Annotated in this window: 20 protein-coding genes; 10 read left to right on the forward strand and 10 right to left on the reverse strand. The window is 68.8% G+C overall.

The window, feature by feature from the left end; all coding sequences use genetic code 11:
• Positions 1–41: 41 nt before the first annotated feature.
• Together LX88_RS17420 and surE are read left to right on the forward strand one after the other, a co-directional pair.
• Entirely contained in the window at positions 42–947 is a 906-nt protein-coding gene (locus LX88_RS17420; RefSeq protein WP_258948839.1) for a 1-phosphofructokinase family hexose kinase, read from the forward strand.
• Positions 948–951: 4 nt separating this feature from the next.
• Positions 952–1,707 carry a 5'/3'-nucleotidase SurE gene (gene surE, locus LX88_RS17425; RefSeq protein ID WP_258948840.1) on the forward strand — a complete coding sequence of 252 codons (756 nt, stop codon included), beginning with the start codon at positions 952–954 and terminating at the stop codon, positions 1,705–1,707.
• Here surE and LX88_RS17430 read toward each other — a convergent pair.
• From LX88_RS17430 to LX88_RS17455, 6 genes are all read right to left on the reverse strand, one after another.
• Positions 1,670–1,999, reverse strand: coding sequence for a hypothetical protein (locus LX88_RS17430; protein WP_090068292.1), 330 nt, complete (start codon positions 1,997–1,999; stop codon positions 1,670–1,672). The genes surE and LX88_RS17430 overlap by 38 nt on opposite strands.
• Positions 2,000–2,005: 6 nt before the next feature.
• Positions 2,006–2,401: a DUF5313 family protein gene (locus LX88_RS17435; RefSeq protein WP_258948841.1), complete on the reverse strand. Its 396-nt coding sequence runs from the start codon at positions 2,399–2,401 to the stop codon at positions 2,006–2,008.
• Positions 2,398–2,847: a MarR family winged helix-turn-helix transcriptional regulator gene (locus LX88_RS17440; protein WP_258948842.1), complete on the reverse strand. Its 450-nt coding sequence runs from the start codon at positions 2,845–2,847 to the stop codon at positions 2,398–2,400. Before LX88_RS17440 ends, LX88_RS17435 begins: the two co-directional genes overlap by 4 nt.
• 77 nt (positions 2,848–2,924) lie before the next feature.
• On the reverse strand, positions 2,925–3,749 hold the full coding sequence (locus LX88_RS17445; protein WP_258948843.1) for an alpha/beta fold hydrolase: 825 nt from the start codon (positions 3,747–3,749) through the stop codon (positions 2,925–2,927).
• Between the two features lie 9 nt (positions 3,750–3,758).
• The gene (locus LX88_RS17450; RefSeq protein ID WP_258948844.1) at positions 3,759–5,081 is read right to left on the reverse strand and encodes an FAD-binding oxidoreductase; all 1,323 of its coding nucleotides are present in this window, start codon (positions 5,079–5,081) and stop codon (positions 3,759–3,761) included.
• Positions 5,078–5,656, reverse strand: coding sequence for a TetR/AcrR family transcriptional regulator (locus LX88_RS17455; RefSeq protein ID WP_258948845.1), 579 nt, complete (start codon positions 5,654–5,656; stop codon positions 5,078–5,080). The genes LX88_RS17450 and LX88_RS17455 overlap by 4 nt, the downstream gene beginning before the upstream one ends.
• A gap of 93 nt (positions 5,657–5,749) precedes the next feature.
• Here LX88_RS17455 and LX88_RS17460 point away from each other — a divergent pair, with 93 nt between their 5' ends.
• Complete coding sequence (locus tag LX88_RS17460; RefSeq protein ID WP_258948846.1) at positions 5,750–6,574, forward strand: glycosyltransferase family 2 protein; 825 nt, start codon at positions 5,750–5,752, stop codon at positions 6,572–6,574.
• Here the strand turns inward: LX88_RS17460 and LX88_RS17465 are convergent.
• The 3 genes from LX88_RS17465 to LX88_RS17475 form a co-directional block, all read right to left on the reverse strand.
• On the reverse strand, positions 6,540–7,616 hold the full coding sequence (locus LX88_RS17465; RefSeq protein ID WP_258948847.1) for an aminotransferase-like domain-containing protein: 1,077 nt from the start codon (positions 7,614–7,616) through the stop codon (positions 6,540–6,542). The genes LX88_RS17460 and LX88_RS17465 overlap by 35 nt on opposite strands.
• Before the next feature lie 30 nt (positions 7,617–7,646).
• A complete protein-coding gene (locus tag LX88_RS17470; RefSeq protein ID WP_258948848.1) occupies positions 7,647–8,843 on the reverse strand; it encodes a PI-PLC domain-containing protein in 1,197 nt (398 codons plus the stop codon).
• A gap of 270 nt (positions 8,844–9,113) precedes the next feature.
• Positions 9,114–9,317 carry a cold-shock protein gene (locus LX88_RS17475; protein WP_030479286.1) on the reverse strand — a complete coding sequence of 68 codons (204 nt, stop codon included), beginning with the start codon at positions 9,315–9,317 and terminating at the stop codon, positions 9,114–9,116.
• Between the two features lie 138 nt (positions 9,318–9,455).
• Between LX88_RS17475 and LX88_RS17480 the strand changes: the two genes are divergently transcribed.
• The 6 genes from LX88_RS17480 (at position 9,456) to LX88_RS17505 (ending at position 14,152) form a co-directional block, all read left to right on the forward strand.
• The gene (locus LX88_RS17480) at positions 9,456–10,556 is read left to right on the forward strand and encodes an acyl-CoA dehydrogenase family protein (RefSeq protein ID WP_258948849.1); all 1,101 of its coding nucleotides are present in this window, start codon (positions 9,456–9,458) and stop codon (positions 10,554–10,556) included.
• On the forward strand, positions 10,556–11,557 hold the full coding sequence (locus LX88_RS17485) for a s-methyl-5-thioribose-1-phosphate isomerase (RefSeq protein WP_258948850.1): 1,002 nt from the start codon (positions 10,556–10,558) through the stop codon (positions 11,555–11,557). The genes LX88_RS17480 and LX88_RS17485 overlap by 1 nt, the downstream gene beginning before the upstream one ends.
• Positions 11,554–12,210: an acireductone synthase gene (mtnC, locus tag LX88_RS17490; RefSeq protein ID WP_258948851.1), complete on the forward strand. Its 657-nt coding sequence runs from the start codon at positions 11,554–11,556 to the stop codon at positions 12,208–12,210. The genes LX88_RS17485 and mtnC overlap by 4 nt, the downstream gene beginning before the upstream one ends.
• Positions 12,207–12,803, forward strand: a complete 597-nt coding sequence (mtnB, locus tag LX88_RS17495) for a methylthioribulose 1-phosphate dehydratase (RefSeq protein WP_258948852.1) — start codon at positions 12,207–12,209, stop codon at positions 12,801–12,803. Before mtnC ends, mtnB begins: the two co-directional genes overlap by 4 nt.
• On the forward strand, positions 12,800–13,363 hold the full coding sequence (locus LX88_RS17500; RefSeq protein WP_258948853.1) for a 1,2-dihydroxy-3-keto-5-methylthiopentene dioxygenase: 564 nt from the start codon (positions 12,800–12,802) through the stop codon (positions 13,361–13,363). The genes mtnB and LX88_RS17500 overlap by 4 nt, the downstream gene beginning before the upstream one ends.
• 144 nt (positions 13,364–13,507) lie before the next feature.
• Positions 13,508–14,152, forward strand: coding sequence for a polysaccharide lyase family 7 protein (locus tag LX88_RS17505; RefSeq protein WP_258948854.1), 645 nt, complete (start codon positions 13,508–13,510; stop codon positions 14,150–14,152).
• Here LX88_RS17505 and LX88_RS17510 read toward each other — a convergent pair.
• A complete protein-coding gene (locus LX88_RS17510; RefSeq protein ID WP_258948855.1) occupies positions 14,133–14,663 on the reverse strand; it encodes a GNAT family N-acetyltransferase in 531 nt (176 codons plus the stop codon). The genes LX88_RS17505 and LX88_RS17510 overlap by 20 nt on opposite strands.
• Positions 14,664–14,686: 23 nt before the next feature.
• Between LX88_RS17510 and LX88_RS17515 the strand changes: the two genes are divergently transcribed.
• A complete protein-coding gene (locus LX88_RS17515) occupies positions 14,687–15,622 on the forward strand; it encodes an asparaginase (protein WP_258948856.1) in 936 nt (311 codons plus the stop codon).
• Positions 15,623–15,643: the final 21 nt, after the last annotated feature.

Here is a 15,643-nt window from a genome sequence, read left to right on the forward strand (position 1 = left end):
GCGGGCGCTTACCGAGCGCCCGCACCGGGTAACAGGACGTCGTGGATGCCCGAGTTGCCGTATTTGCCCCGTCCCCTCAACTGACCATCACCGTCGAGGACCTCGACGGTGAGCCGGACGTGCACCTGCACGCCGGCGGCCAGGGTTTCTGGCAGTCCAGGATGATCGCCGCCTTAGGTGTCGAAGCCGTTGTGTGCGCGACGTTCGGCGGCGAGACCGGCCGTGTGCTGCGCACGTTGCTGGAAGGCGAGCACGTCGACCTGAAGGCGCGTGAGGTCGCCGCCCGCAACGGTGCCTACGTGCACGACCGCCGCGACGGCAGCCGGGACGAGATGGTCGAGATGATCCCCGGCGCGCTGTCCCGCCACGAGCTCGACGACGTCTACGAGTCGGCACTGGTGGAGGGCATCCGCGCGGGCACGGCCGTGCTGAGCGGGCCGTCCGACGACCGCGTGCTGCCCCACGACACGTACTTCCGCCTCACCTCGGACCTGACCGGCAACGGCTGCCGCGTGATCGTCGACCTCGCGGGCGACCGGCTCGCCGAAGCCGTGCGCGGCGGCCCGCACGTCGTCAAGGTCTCGCACGAGGAACTGGGCGAGGAGGACCTGCCCAAGCTCATCCAGAAGGCCAAGGAGATCGCTGCTTCGTGCGTGCACGGCGTGGTGGTGTCCCGTGCCGACGAACCGGCGCTGGCGCTGCTGGAAGACCAGCTCTACCTCGTGAAGATGCCGCAGCTGGAGCCCGTCGACACGCGTGGCGCGGGTGACTCCATGACCGCGGGGATTTCAGCGGGCCTCGCGCTGGGTATGTCGTTGACGGACGCGGTGAAGCTCGGCGCGGCCGCGGGAGCGGTCAACGTGACCCGGCACGGCCTCGGCAGTGGCGGGGGAGATGCCGTGCGCGAGCTGAGCAAACGCGTGGAACTGGAGCCGATCGAGGAATGAGCGGATGCGCGCGCTGATCACGAACGACGACGGAATCGACTCTCCCGGCCTGTGGACCCTGGCGTCGGCCGCCGCCGACTGCGGCCTCGAAGTGGTGGTGGCGGCGCCGTCCACCCAGGCCAGCGGTACCAGCGCGTCGGTCGCGGCGGCGGGCGAGAACGGCAGGGTGGCGAGCGAACGCCGCACCCTGCCGGGCCTCGACGTCGAGGCCTACGCGGTCGCGGCGCATCCTGGCCTGATCTCGCTGATCGCGTGCCGGGGCGGCTTCGGCGGCAAGCCCGACGTGGTCCTGTCCGGCGTGAACCTGGGCGCGAACGTCGGCCGCGCGATCCTGCACTCGGGCACAGTCGGCGCGGCGCTGACCGCGCACCTGAACGACGTCACGGCACTGGCGGCGTCACTCGACGTGGGACTGGACGGGCCTGAACCGTTGTGGGACAAGGCAGGTGAGGTCGTGCGCCTCGTGCTGCCGATGTTGCTGGAGATGCCCGCGGCCACGGTGCTGTCGCTGAACGTGCCGAACGTCGCCGACGTGCAGGGACTTCGCTGGGCGGAGCTGGCGCGGTTCGGCACGGTGCAGAGCCGGGTGGACGACGTGGGCGACAACGAGGTCGAGCTCGTGCACGTCTACAACGAGGAGTCGCTCGTGCCGGGCACGGACACGGCGTTGCTGGCGGACGGTTTCGCGACTCTGACGGCGCTGCACTCGGTGGGCCGCGACGTCAGCTCGGAGCCCGCTTTGCCGGCCTGGCCAGCGTGATCACCAGCCCGATCAGGGCCGTCCGCACGCCGAGGAAGCCCTCGGTCGTGACGTCGTCGAGCGAGAAGGCCAGCATCCCGAACCCCAGCAACAGGATGAGCCCGTACATCCGAGCGAGGCCGAGCCGCCACGCCATCACGATGCCCATCACGCCGACACCGAGCTGGACGACGCGGTAGTTGGGGTCCAGGCCGAACAGGTCCAGCCATCCGAAGGCGAGCTGCAACACGCCCGCTGTGAGTGTGAGCGCCTGCGGCCTCGTGAACTGGAACTGATCGCTCGACAAGGCCACAGGTCTTCACCCCTCGGATCGCCGCCAGACCGCGTCGTACTTCGCCTGTCGTTCGCTGTCCTGCGCGGCGTTTCGATCCCTGCGACCCTGCGTCGCAGTTCCTCGTGGATACCCGTATTTCGTCAGGCGATAATCCACACTTTCAGGGGCGTAGGACAGCGCGAAGTACAGTCCTACAACGAAACCGAGCCCACCGCACGCGATTGCGAGCGGCCACGGCGAGCCGAGTCCGAAGACCAGCGCCAGTGTGATGGCCGTCGTCAGCGGCGTGACCTGCACGAGACTGCGCACGGTGAAGCGCAGCAGCCACTTCGGGCCGGTCACGTCGTCGTAGACGAACTCCCGGTACTTCTGCGGCACGCGCCCACCGGCGTAGTACCAAATCTTCAGCGCGGGGTTCACCGCGTCGCCTTGGCGATCACCTTGTGCAGCACCTGGTTCAGCTGCGCGAGCTCTTCGAACGTCATGTCGAGCTGCTCCACGACCTTGAAGGGGATCTTGAGCGCTTCCTTGCGCAACTCGATGCCCTTCTCGGTGAGGGTGAGCGCGAGCGCGCGTTCGTCGGCCTTGTCCCGCTGCCGCTCGACGTACCCGACCGCCTCCAGCCGCTTGAGCAGCGGGCTGAGGGTGCCGGGGTCGAGTTGCAGGACGTTGCTCAGGTCTTTGACGGTGCGCGGCGACCGCTCCCAGAGCGCCAGCATCACCAGGTACTGGGGATGCGTGAGGTTCAGCGGCTCCAGGATCGGGCGGTAGACCGCGATCACCGTCCGGCTGGCCACGGCCAGCGCGAAGCAGACCTGCCGCTCCAGCTCGAGCGGGTTCTCCGAGATGCTTGGTGTACTAATCATTGGTGTACACATTAACTCGCGGACGCGCTCGGACCCAAGAGGTGTGGCGCAGTGCTCACATCGCCTCGGGCTTCAGCTCACTTCAGGGCCTCCGCGAGCACCTCGGCGGTGACGGCGGCGCCGGTCCGTGTCATCACGGTGCCGCCGTGGTCGACCTCGTTGATCAGCACGGGTTCGCGCAGGACGGGCAGGTCGGCGCGGAAGGCCTGGGCCTGGTCGGCGGTGTAGGCGGGCGGGGAGTCCGGGCCAGTGCTCCACTCGGCATGGACGAACCACGTCGGCATGGTCAGGTCCCGCCAGCGCGAGGTGCCGAAGATGACGTCGGTGGCGTCGGCTACCAGGGTGTCGGCCGGCAGCCTGAGGTGGCCGTCCGGGGTCAGGTCGTGGGCGAAGTAGTCGCGGATCAACGGGTCGGCCGCGTCGATGACCGGGTTCACCATGGCCTGGACAGCCACGTACTCGTCGATGGTCCAGGTGCGTTCGCGAGCGGCCACCTGCGGGGCGAAGGCCTCCGGCAGCACCTCCTCGGTCATCTGGGCGTGGGCGGGCATGGGGAAGCCGCCGTCCACGAGCACGAGCGCGCGCACCCGGTCCGGATGGCGCACGGCCAGGTCGACGGCCACGTAGGCACCCATGGACATGCCGCACACCGTCACGGACTGGAGGTCCAGCGCGTCGAGCACGCGGACCATGTCGTCGGCGTGCTGCCTGATCGACGAGCCGGGCACCTCGTGGCTGTCCCCTCGGCCGCGCAGGTCCGGGGCGACGAGCGAGAAGTGGTGCGCTGCCAGCCAGTTCCACAGCTTGCGGCTGCCGCTGACGCCGTGGATCGCGAGCACGGGCGGGGTGTCGCCGTCGTGGATCTCGACGGCCAGGTCGCCGCCCTCTACCGGAACGCGCATGCGGACTCCTCAGGCCTTGCCGGGGTTGAACAGGTTCAGGGGGTCGAGCGTGTGCTTGACCGCCTGGTGGACCGACCACGCGTCCGGGCCGAGTTCGCGGATCATGCCGTCGCGCTTGAGCAGGCCCACGCCGTGCTCGCCGGTGACGGTGCCGCCCAGCCGCAGTGCCTGGTCGATGATGTCCTCGAACGCCGCCTGCGCCGCGATCCTCGCGTTGTCGTCCCCGGGCGGGGTGATCAGCAACGGGTGCAGGTTGCCGTCGCCGGCGTGCGCGATGGTCGCGATCCGGACCTGGTGGCGCGCACCGATCTCCTCGATGTGCGCGAGCATCGCGGGTACCGCGGACCTGGGGACGCACACGTCCTCGGTCAGCAAAGGGCCGAGGCGTTCGAGCGCCGGGTAGGTGAGGCGGCGCGCGGCGAAGAGCGCCTCGGCCTCCGTCGAGTCGGTCGAACGTTCTGTCCAGACGGCGCCCGCGTCGGTGAAGGCCGCGACGAGGCCGTCCGCGTCGTCCGGTGTCTCGGCGCGGGCCAGCAGCATGGCCTCGGTGTCCGGCTCGATGCCCAGGTGCTTCCAGTCCTCGACGGCCTGCAGGCAGGCGCGGTCGATCAGCTCCAGCGCGGCGGGCTGCAGGCCGCGGCCGGTGCTCAGCGCGACGGCCTGACCTGCGGCGACGAGGCTGGAGAACGCGCCGACGACGGTGCCGGACGGACGCGGGGCCGGGCGCAGCCGGACCGTGACCTCGGTGACGACGCCGAGCGTGCCCTCGGAGCCGACCAGCAGGCTCGTCAGGTCGTACCCGGCGACGCCCTTCGTGGTGCGCCTGCCGAGCCGCACCGCGGTTCCGTACGCGACCGGGCCGCCCATCACTACTTCCAGACCGAGCACGTAGTCGCGCGTCACGCCGTACTTGAGGCAGCACAGGCCGCCCGCGTTCGTGGCGACGTTGCCGCCGATCGTCGACCACGGCGAGCTGGCCGGGTCCGGCGGGTACCAGAGTCCCTGTCCGGCAACGGCTTTCTTGAGGTCGTCGTTCACGACACCCGGTTGCGCGACGGCGAGCAGGTTGTCCCGGTCGATCTCCAGGATCCCGTCCATGCGGCTGAGGTCGAGGACCAGGCAGCCGTCGACCGCGTTGGCGCCGCCGGACAGACCGGTGCCCGCACCTCGCGGCACGATCGGGATGTTGTTCGCCGCACAGTGCCTCACGGCTTCCTGAACGTCCTCTGTGGACTCCGGGCGGAAGGCGGCGTACGGCGTGCCCGCCGGTGCCCACTCGGCCTCGTCGTGGCTGAGGCCGGCCAGCGTGTCCGGGTTCGTGATGAGCTTCATGACCGCTCCAACGCGCCGTGTGCCGCCTTGTGCACAACTCGTTCCAGTGCCGCGCCCCACGCTGCCGGTGTGGTGTCCGTGTGAATCGGCACCGCACCCATGCCCGCCACCGCGAACCGCGCGAAAAGCACCAGGTCGAAGGCCTGCGCAGGGGAGGCGAGCGGTGGGGTCAGGATCGTGGCGACCTGTGCGGCGCCGGTGTTGAGCTCCTGGGTGCCGGTCGCGATCAGGTCGGGTTCGCGGACGATCACCGAGCGCCGGCCGAGTTCCAGCGCCCACTGCTCGGGCGTGATCGTGTCGATCGCCGTGCGCACCGCCTTCGTCAGTGCCGCAACGGGGTCAGGATCCGCGACGAGCGCGCGGACGACGCGGCTGAGGAACGCGTCGTACCAGAAGATCGCCGCCTTGGTACCGAACGTGCGGAACAGCGTGCGTTCGGAGACGCCCGCGCGATCGGCGATGGCCTTGGTCGACGTGGCGGCGAAGCCCTGGTCGAGGCACAGGGCGATGGCCGCCTCCTGGATGGTGAGGCGGGTGCGCAGGTCCTTCGCGGCGCGGGCGGTGAGCGTCTCCACGCCGTCAACCTAGACCAGAATGTCAGTATCTGCCAGATTTAGCGGCAGACCATGTCAACGTGTCGACGGCGACCGGTGGGGTAGACGACTGGCATGGCCCGGACCACCGTCGTCATCGCCTCGCGGAACCGCGCGGACAGCCTGCTGCGCACGCTGGCACGCCTGAGCGAGCTGGCGGTGCCGGTGATACTGGTCGACAACGCGTCCGAGGACGACACGGTTTCCCGTGTGCGCGACGAGTTCCCGAACGTTCTACTGCTGGAGTCGGCCGTGAACCGGGGCGCGGTGGCGCGCAACCTCGGCGTGCAGGCGGCGCGGACACCGTTCGTCGCCTTCGCCGACGACGACTCGTGGTGGGCACCCGACGCGATCGAGCGGGCCGAGCCGATCTTCGACGACCACCCGGACCTGGCGGTGATCGTCGCGCGCACGCTGGTGGGGCCGGAGGAGAGACTCGACCCGATCACGCCGCTGCTACGCGACAGCCCGTTGGGCGAGGGGGTCGCGGGACCCGCGGTGCTCGGGTTCCTGGCCTGCTCCGCCATCGTGCGGCGGCAGGCGTTCCTGGACGTGGGCGGCTTCAGCCCGGTGCTGTTCTTCCGCGGCGAGGAGACGTTGCTGTCGTGGGACCTCGCGGCGGCGGGGTGGGCGCTCTGCTACGTCGACGACGTGGTGGCGCACCACCACCCGGCAGCGGGCCGGGCGGCGGGCGAGGACGTCGTCGAGCGGCGCAACGTGCTGCTGGCCGCGTGGATGCGACGGCCGGTGGCCGGCGCACTGGCGGCGTCGCTGAAGGACCCGAAGGCGTTCCGGGCGGCCCTGCCCCGGCTGCGTCAGGCGCTCCGGCAGCGACGTGCGCTGCCGGACCACCTGGAAGCGCAGATCAGAGCGATCGAACGGCCGCGCCGAGGCGCGTGATGCCCTCGTCGATCTGCTCCGGCGTGACGCCCGAGAACGCGAGGCGCAGAGCGTTGTCGCCGCCCTCCAGCAGGAAGTCGGAGCCCTTCACGAACTCGACGCCGTGCTCCTTCGCGACCGGCACCAGCTTGTCGATCGACACGCCCGGCAGCTCGACCCACATGAAGTAGCCGCCCTGCGGCGCGGTGAACACGGCCTCCGGCAGCTCGCGCTGGAGCGCGGCGACCAGGGCGTCCTTGCGGGCGCGCAACGCGGTGCGGACGTTCGCGACCGACTCCTCGAGACGGCCGGAGCGGCAGTACGAGTTCACGATCGACTGCGCCACCATGTTCGGCGAGATGTACGTGGTGGTGGCGATGTCCTGAATGGACTTGATGACGGCCTTCGGGCCCACCAGGTAACCGCAGCGGATGCCGGGCGCCATGGTCTTCGAGAACGACGACGCGTAGACGACCTTCTCGTTCGCGTCCTGCGACAGCATCGTCGGCAGCGTCTCGCCCTCGAACCGCACCTTGACGTACGGGTCGTCCTCGAACAGCACGAAGTCGTACTTGGCCGCGAGGTCCAGCAGACGCGCGCGCTTCACCTCGGACAGCGTGTAGCCGGCCGGGTTGTGGAAGTTCGGGATGATGTGCGCGAGCTTCGGGCGCACACCGCTCTCCAGCAGCGCCTCGAGCGCGTCGACGTTGATGCCGTCGGTCTCCAGCTCGATCGCGTGGATCTTGGCGCCGCGCTGGCGCAGGTTCAGCAGCGTGCGGTCGTAGGTCGGCGCCTCGACCACCACGTCGTCGCCCTGCTGCACGAGCAGTTCGAACAGGAACGCGTCGGCCTGCATCGAGCCGTTGGTGACGAGCACCTGCTCCGGCGCGACGCCGTGCTGCTCCGCGAGCCAGGTGCGCAGCGGGACGTAGCCGACGCTCGTGCCGTACGCGAAGGTGCCGCCGGGGTCGTCCGTGAAGGCTTTCTGCGCTGCTTCGCGCAGGCCTTCCTGGTCGATGATGTCGAGAGAGGGCGCTCCGCGCGTGAACAGGATCGAGGCCATGCGCGGAGCGTACAACTCCCAGTATTCGGGCTACGGCCCATATACGTATGAGTTCAGCTGGCCGACCGCCGCCTGCGCTTTCCCGAGGTGGTAGAGATCGACTGCGAGGAAGTTCGGCTTCTTCCTGGCCGCGGGCTGGCAGAACTGCTGCGCCCGGTTCGCGAGCTTGCCGTTGTCCGTCGTCGCGGTGCTCGTGAACGGAACGTCGCGGAAGTGGTTCATGACGAACAGGGGCTGGAAGGCGCCGGTCGCGGTGAGCGGTTTTTCATCCCATCGGCTGTAACAGGACCAGTCGGAGCCGCCGAGCCCCGAACCCATCGACCAGTAGTTCTCGACGGTCCAGTCCTTCTGGTAGAGCACGCCCGAGTCCTCGCGCCCGTCCTTGCCGTGGTCGGTGAAGATCAGCAGCCGCTTGCCGTTGCTCTGCATCTGGCTGCGCGTGGGCCAGCCGTTCTGCTGCACGCCCTCGGCCCGGTACAGCACGTCGTTCAGCCCCTGCACCTTGCGCAGTTCGGCGCGCAGCGTGCTCGCGTCGACGTAGTCCTCCAGGAAGACCGTGACGATCTCGCTGCGGTTGGCGCGCAGGAAGTCCACGATCCGCTGGACGTCGACGTTGAGCGCCACCGGCTTGCTCACGAGCGTGCAGCTGTTGTGGCACAGGATCGCGCCGTCCGCGGTCTGGTGGATGTCCAGCTGGAACCCGCGCACGCCGTCGTTCAGCTGCTGCACGATCCCGCGCGTCTGGTTCTTGGCGAGGTTGACGAACGGCGGCGCGAACCCGCCGTCCACCCCGTTCGCGTAGGCGTTGTGGGCGGTCAGGAACGTCATCTGGTCGAGCCGCGGGTCCGCCGGCATCGGACTGGTCTGGGCCGTGACCGGCGTCAGGTACCAGCGCGACTCACCGCCGAGGCTGAAGAATTCCCACTGATCACCGAACTGGCGGGGCTCGTGAACCGCATCCCCCTGTGAACACGAACCCATGGTGAGCTGACGGGTGATGCACTGGCCCGGCGAGTCGGTGTTCTCGAACCTCCCGTCGTTCAGCCGCCACTGCTGGCGGTCCTCGTTGCCCTTGGGGCGGTGCAGTGCCAGTCCACTGCCGCTCTGGGCGACGTTGAGGCCGGTCCGGACACTGGTGACGTAGAACGTGCCCGCGGGAGCCGCTTCAGCGGTGGCGGGTACCAAGGGGAGCAGGAGCAGGGCCGCGATGGCAGGGAGGTATCGCACGGTGACCAGAGTCACCTACCAGCGTTAAACATGAAACGCTTTCAAGCGTGTGGATGTTTAACACTGTGGGTATCCCACATGCCGTAGCCCTCTCTTAGGGGGCAGAACAACTCCAAGGCAGCCGTCGCCCGACCGAAGGGTTTGGGCCGGTACTCGGGCGCCGCCTTCACAAGCCGCGCAGGGTTCGACTCCCTCGGTTGCCGCCAAAATCCGTCTGGTCACAAAAGAAGCCCGCCCGGCGCGAGGCCGAGCGGGCTTCGAAGAGCGGAATCAGATGGCGCGGACGTCCTGCGCCTGCGGCCCCTTCTGACCCTGGCCGATCTCGAACTCCACGCGCTGCTGCTCTTCAAGCGACTTGAAGCCCGAACCGGAAATCTGCGAGTAGTGGACGAACACGTCCGGACCGCCGCCGTCCTGCGCGATGAATCCGAAGCCCTTCTCGCCGTTGAACCACTTCACGGTGCCCTGCGCCATACGAATTGCTCCCTAGATGTTGGACCCCCGCCAGAGCGAGGTTCGCGCAGTCTGCCAGGCCACGGTCTCTCTCACATCGTGGTTAGCCCGGTGGTGTGAAGAAGTAAGTTGAACCGGGTACCACCGAGAGGAGCAGGGATGTCGAACTGGCTGGACGTCGCGCACGAGGTTGCGGCGACGCTCAGGTCCGACGCGGCGGACAGGGACCGGGCCGGCCAGCCGCCCGCCAAAGAGGTGGAACTGCTCCGGCAGAGCGGTCTGCTCAACGTCCGGGACTGGACGCAGCAGCAGCGGATCGGCCGGATCGTCGGTGCCGCCGACGCCAACGCCGGACACCTCCTCGGGTACCACTACCTGCAGATCTGGCGCAGCGGGCTGTTCGACGCCCCGTTCAGCGTCCAGTCCGACCAGTTCTGGGCCGGCGTCAGCAACCCGCTCGACGCGGCGCTCGAACTGACGCCCGCCGAAGGTGGTTTCGTCCTGAACGGTCGCAAGACCTTCGCCACCGGAGCCGCCGTCGCCGACCGCCTCGTGGTCAGCGCGACCCGCACGGACAACGGCGAGAAACTCACGTTCCTGCTCGACGGGAAAGCGAGCGGAATCACCTACTTGGATGATTGGGACAACATCGGTCAGCGCCTCACGGCGTCCGGCGGGGTGAACTTCGAGGACGTCCGGGTGACGGAGGTCCTCGGCGTACAGCCGTCCACCGAGGACCCGCGCGTCAGCCTCGCCGCGCTCGGCTTCCAGCTCGTGCTCGCCCAGCTCTACGTGGCCATCGCGGAAGGCGCGCTCGCGGAGGCCGCCGACTACACCCGCACCAAGACCCGCCCGTGGTTCGTCAGCGGCGTCGAGTCCGCCACCGAGGACCCGTACATCGTCGCGGCCTACGGCGAGATGGTGTCCCAGACCAGGGCCGCCGGGCTGCTCGCGGACGAAGCGGCCCGCCAGCTCTGGGAGGCCTCCGAGTTCGGCCGCAACCTCACGCCCGCCAAGCGCGGCGAGGTCGCGGTGACGATCTCCGAGGCCAAGGTCGTCAGCACCAAGCTCGTCAACGAGGTCACCAGCCGCATCTTCGAGCAGGTCGGCGCGCGCGGCACCGCCGCGAAGTACGGCGTGGACCGCTTCTGGCGCAACGCCCGCACGCTCACGCTGCACGACCCGGTCGTCTACAAGGCCCGCGAGGTCGGCGAGCACTTCCTGACCGGTGCGCGTCCCGCGCACACCGGGTACAGCTGATGCAGCCGGTGCTCGCCGACTCGGTGCGACTCACCGAGGACGGTGTGCTGATCCTCGACCGCCGGCAGTTCCCGTTCGAACGGAACTGGGTGCTCTGCCGCACGGCCGAGGACGTCGCGAAAGCCATCGAGGACATGGTCACCCAGTCCTCCGGCCCGTACTTCGCGGTGCTGTTCGCCATGGTGCTGAAGGCGCGCACCCTGGAGGCGCTGCCGTTCGAGCAGTCCCGCGCACAGCTCGCGGAGACCGCGCGGATGCTCGAGAACACCAGGCGCACCAACAACGCCCTGCGCAAGGCCACCAAGGTCGTCCTCGACCACGTGGACGCCGCGCGGGACGTCACGCACGCACTCGCGGGCGCCGAGGAGGGCGACCGCAGGTACCGGGCCAAGAGCCAGGCGCTGGGTGAGCACACGGCGAACCTGTTGGCCGACAACGCCACCGTCATGACGCACTGCTGGGCCGACCTGTACCTGACGGAGACGGTCAGGGCGGCTCAGAAGCAGCAGAAGACGCTGCGCTTCTTCTGCACCGAGACCAGGCCGTACCTGCAGGGAGCCAGACTCACAGCGGAAACGCTGATCGAGATGGGCGTCGACACCACGCTCATCACGGACGGCATGGGCGCCGCGGTGCTGCAGAGCGGCGTGGTCGACGCGTTGGTGACGGCGGCCGACCGGGTCACCATGGACGGGCACGTCGTGAACAAGGTCGGCACACTGGGTCTGGCCGTGGCCGCGCACGCGTTCGGAGTACCGTTCCACGCCCAAGTGCAGGCACCCGATCTGCTGGCGCCCACGACGGACCACGTGGAGATCGAGTACCGCGACGGTGCCGAAGTGCTGCAGGTGCTGGGCAGGCCGAGTGCCACGCCGAGGGCCAAGGGGCACTACCCGGCGTTCGACGTGACGCCGCCGCGCTTCGTCACGACGGTGGTGACCGACCGGGGCGTCTACGGCGCCGGGGAGCTCGACAAGTACTACGAGGGAGAACAGCGGTGAGCAAGTGGGTCGTGCTCGACATCGAGGGCACGCTGAGCGCGACGGACCAGGTGCTGGTCGTCCTCTACGACTACGCCCGTCCCAGGCTCGGTCCGTGGATCGAGCAGCACGGTGACGACCCGGTGGTCGCCGACGCCGTGAAGCAGATCAAGGAGCTCAGCGGCCACGACGACGTTGTCAAAGCACTGCACGACTGGATGGACGCCGACCAGAAGGTCACGCCCCTCAAGACGTTGCAGGGCCTCATCTGGCAGCAGGGCTACGCGCAGGGCGACCTGGTGGCGGAGTTCTTCCCGGACGTCGTCCCCGCGATCCGCAAGTGGCACGGCGACGGCGTGAAGCTCGCGATCTTCAGCTCCGGCTCGGTCGCGGGCCAGGTCGCGTTCTTCCAGCACACCACCGACGGCGACCTGACCCCGTTGCTGGAGCACCACTTCGACACGGTCAACGCCGGCCCGAAGCGCGAAGCCGCGTCGTACCACAAGATCGCCTCGGTGCTGAAGAGCGACGACATCACCTTCTACAGCGACGTTCCGGCCGAGCTGCACGCCGCGCAGGAGGCGGGCTGGAAGACGGTCGGCGTCGCGCGCGCCGGTGAGCCGTACGGCAACGCCGACTTCTCGCCCCACCCGACGGTGTGGGAGCTTTCGTGACCGCCGAGCTCGCCCGCGAGTGCGTCCGCTTCGCGCAGATGGGCTGGATGCGCGGCACGAGCGGCAACCTCTCCGTTGTCCTGCAACGTGATCCGCTCCGGCTCGCGGTCACCGTCAGCGGCGTCGACAAGGGTGAGATCACCGCGGAAGACAGCGTCGTCATCGACGCCGACGGCAACGCGGTCGACTCGCCGAAGGTGCCGTCCGCCGAAGCGGGCCTGCACGCCAGGATCGCCCGCGTCGCCGGTGCAGGTGCCGTCGTGCACGTCCACGCGCTCGCCACCGTCGTCGCGGCGGAGCACTGGCCCGGCGGCGTGGTGCTGAAGGACCTGGAGATGCTCAAGGGTTTCGGCCGGTACGCCCACGAAGAGGTCGTGATCCCGGTCGTCCGCAACTCGCAGGACATGCTCGAACTGGGCGACGCCTTCGAGAAGGGCTTCGACCCGGAGGTGCCGGCGCTGCTCGTCGCACGGCACGGCGTGTACGTGTGGGGCGACGACCTGGTGCAGGCCCGGCACCGCCTGGAATGCCTGGAGTGGCTGCTGCGCTTCAAGGTGGAGACGCGAGACATCTTTACGGGGAGGCACTCATGACGCTGCTGACGGTATGGCCGGAAACCGGCCCCGAGGAGACCGTCCTGCGCACCACCGACGCCGAGGAGATCACCACCGCGCTCAAGGAGCACGGCGTGCGCTTCAGCCGTTGGTCCGTTGTGGACGGTGTGACCGCTGAGAACGCGCTGGAAATCTTCAAAGACGACATCGCCCGCGTCAGCGAGACCGAGGGTTACGGCTACGTAGACGCGATGGAGATGACTCCGGCCGACACGGACGAGTACCGCGCGAAGGCCGTCGAGTTCCGCGACAAGTTCCTCGCCGAGCACACGCACGACGACGACGAGGACCGCTATTTCGCCCGTGGCGCAGGCGTTTTCTACCTGCACATCGGTGACAAGGTCTATGCGGTGTTCTGCACGGCGGGTGACCTGCTGAGCGTTCCGGCGAACACGACGCACTGGTTCGACATGGGCACGACGCCGGACTACGTGTCGGTCAGGTTCTTCCACGACGACGACGGCTGGATCGGGAACTTCACCGGCAGCGACATCGCGAAGAAGTTCCCGACCTTCGACGAGATCAGTTCAGGAATGTGAAAAGTTCGCCTATCTGAACGTTGTTCCGGAATTTGAACGAAGTATTGATTCCCTCCGCCCTCTGACCTCACAGTGGTACAGACCACTTATCGAAGGTCGGAGGGATTCACCGTGGAAACCCCTGCACTCCACACACGACGATCCGTGCTAGCCCTCGCGTTGACGGCACCCCTGCTCGTGGCCCCGGCGGCTCAGGCCCTCGCTCAGCCGCCGTCCGCGCAGTGGGTCTCGGCGCCGTACACCTACACCGTCCAGAAGCCGTACAACCTCGCGACGAGCGCCCGGTACAAGTTCGAGGGCGGCGTCCACACGACGTGGGTGTACGACTACGACCAGCCGCACACCCAGGGCAGCCCGACTGACCCGCGCACGGAGCTCCGCTTCAACCAGGAGTACTCCAGCGGCTCGCGCGCCTGGGAAGGCGAGATCTACATCCCAGCGGGCGTCAGCGGCCCGACCGTGGTGCAGATCCTGCGCGGTAGCCGCCCCGACGGCACGCGCGCCACCGACGTGATGCTCAACGTCACGAACGCCAGCGGCGGCACCCTGCGCAAGGACAGCAACCAGGTCGTCGCCACCGGCATCTACGACAAGTGGTTCAAGATCCGCGTCGAGCACACCGCGGTGGCGGGCGGCCGCGGCACCGTGAAGACGTACTACAACGGTGCCCTCAAGCTCACGCACCAGGACGAGGGCCCGGCGACGCGCTACTTCAAGAACGGCGTCTACCACCACGGCAGTGGCCGCGCGGAGGCCCGTTTCCGCAACATCACCTACTGGCGTCAGTGACACCCCGGGGCGTCCACACACCTGACCACTGCTCGGCGCCCCATCCCTCGAAGCGCCTCACCTCGGTGAAGCCCAGCTTCGCCGCGAGCCGCATCGAGGCCAGGTTGGCCGTCTGCGTGGTGGTCACCACCTGCTGACCGGGACGTGCGGCGGCGAACCAGTCGAGTGCCGCCGCACACGCCTCGTAGGCGTAGCCCTGCCCCCAGAACTCCGGCAGGAACTGGTACCCAAGCTGGGCTTCACCGAAATCGGGGTCCGGGTCGAAACTGACCATGCCGATCATCGCGCCGCCGAGAGCGACGACGAAGAAGCCCGTGCGCCGTCCCGGCACCTCGGGCGCCGTGCGTTCGACCTCGTCCCGCGGCTGCGCGCCACCGACGTAGGTGCCCACCTCCGGCGACGAGAACAGCTCGACGAACGCCGCACGGTCACCCGCCTCGGACGCGCGCAGGACGAGCCGTTCGGTCCTGATCGGGGCGGGTGGCCAGGCAACTGATCCGAGTCCGGTCATGCGATCAACCCTAGAGTGAAGTCATGGACTCACGGGTGGCGGTTGCATCGCTCGGCGGCACGATCACGATGACGGGCTCCGGCGCGGTGTCCCCGACACTCGGCGCTCAGGACCTCGTCGGAGGCCTGGAAGTCGGCGAGATCGCCACCCTGGCGACGATCCCCGGCGCCTCGCTCACCTCCGCGACGCTGCTGGAGACCTTCGACTGGGCCGGCGAGCAGGTCTCGCGCGGCGCCGCCGGTGTGGTGATCATTCAGGGCACCGACACGCTGGAAGAGACCGCGTACTTCTTCGACTGCCTGTGGCCGCACGAAGAACCGCTCGTCGTCACCGGCGCCATGCGCCACCCGGGCCTGCCCGGCGCGGACGGCCCGGCCAACCTCGCCGCCGCCGTGTCCGTCGCGGCGGCGGCGAACTCACGGGGCCGCGGAGCGTTGCTCGTCCTCAACGACGAGATCCACGCCGCCCGCTGGGTTCGCAAGGCGCACAGCAGCCTCATGAACGCCTTCACCTCGTTCCCCGGCCCACTCGGACTTCAGGTCGAGGGCGCACCGCGGTACTTCCACCCCGCGCACCGCTCGCAGGCACTGCCGCGACCCCTTGACGCACCAGCGGTTCCGCTGATCGAGGCCACAGTGGACGATGATGGTGCGATCCTGGACTGGCTCAACGTCCAGGGCGTCGTCGTGGCGGCCACCGGTGCCGGGCACGTGTCGCAGGGGATGGCCGAGGCGATCTCCCGAGCCCGCTTCCCGGTGGTGGTGGCGTCGCGGACCGGAGCGGGCACGACGTTCCGCAACACATACGGCTTCACCGGCTCCGAGTCGGACCTGATCAGCCGCGGCGTGGTCATGGCGGGCTGGTTGTGCCCGCGCAAGGCCCGCGTGCTCCTTCGCCTCGCGCTGGGCTCGGAGAGCCCGGTCGAGGACGTGTTCGCGGCCCGCGGGGGCGTTTTCTGAGTGCTGCGCCGCGCCCAGGCG

The organism is Lentzea californiensis (genome assembly GCF_024648825.1).
Classification (GTDB): Bacteria; Actinomycetota; Actinomycetes; order Mycobacteriales; family Pseudonocardiaceae; genus Lentzea; species Lentzea californiensis.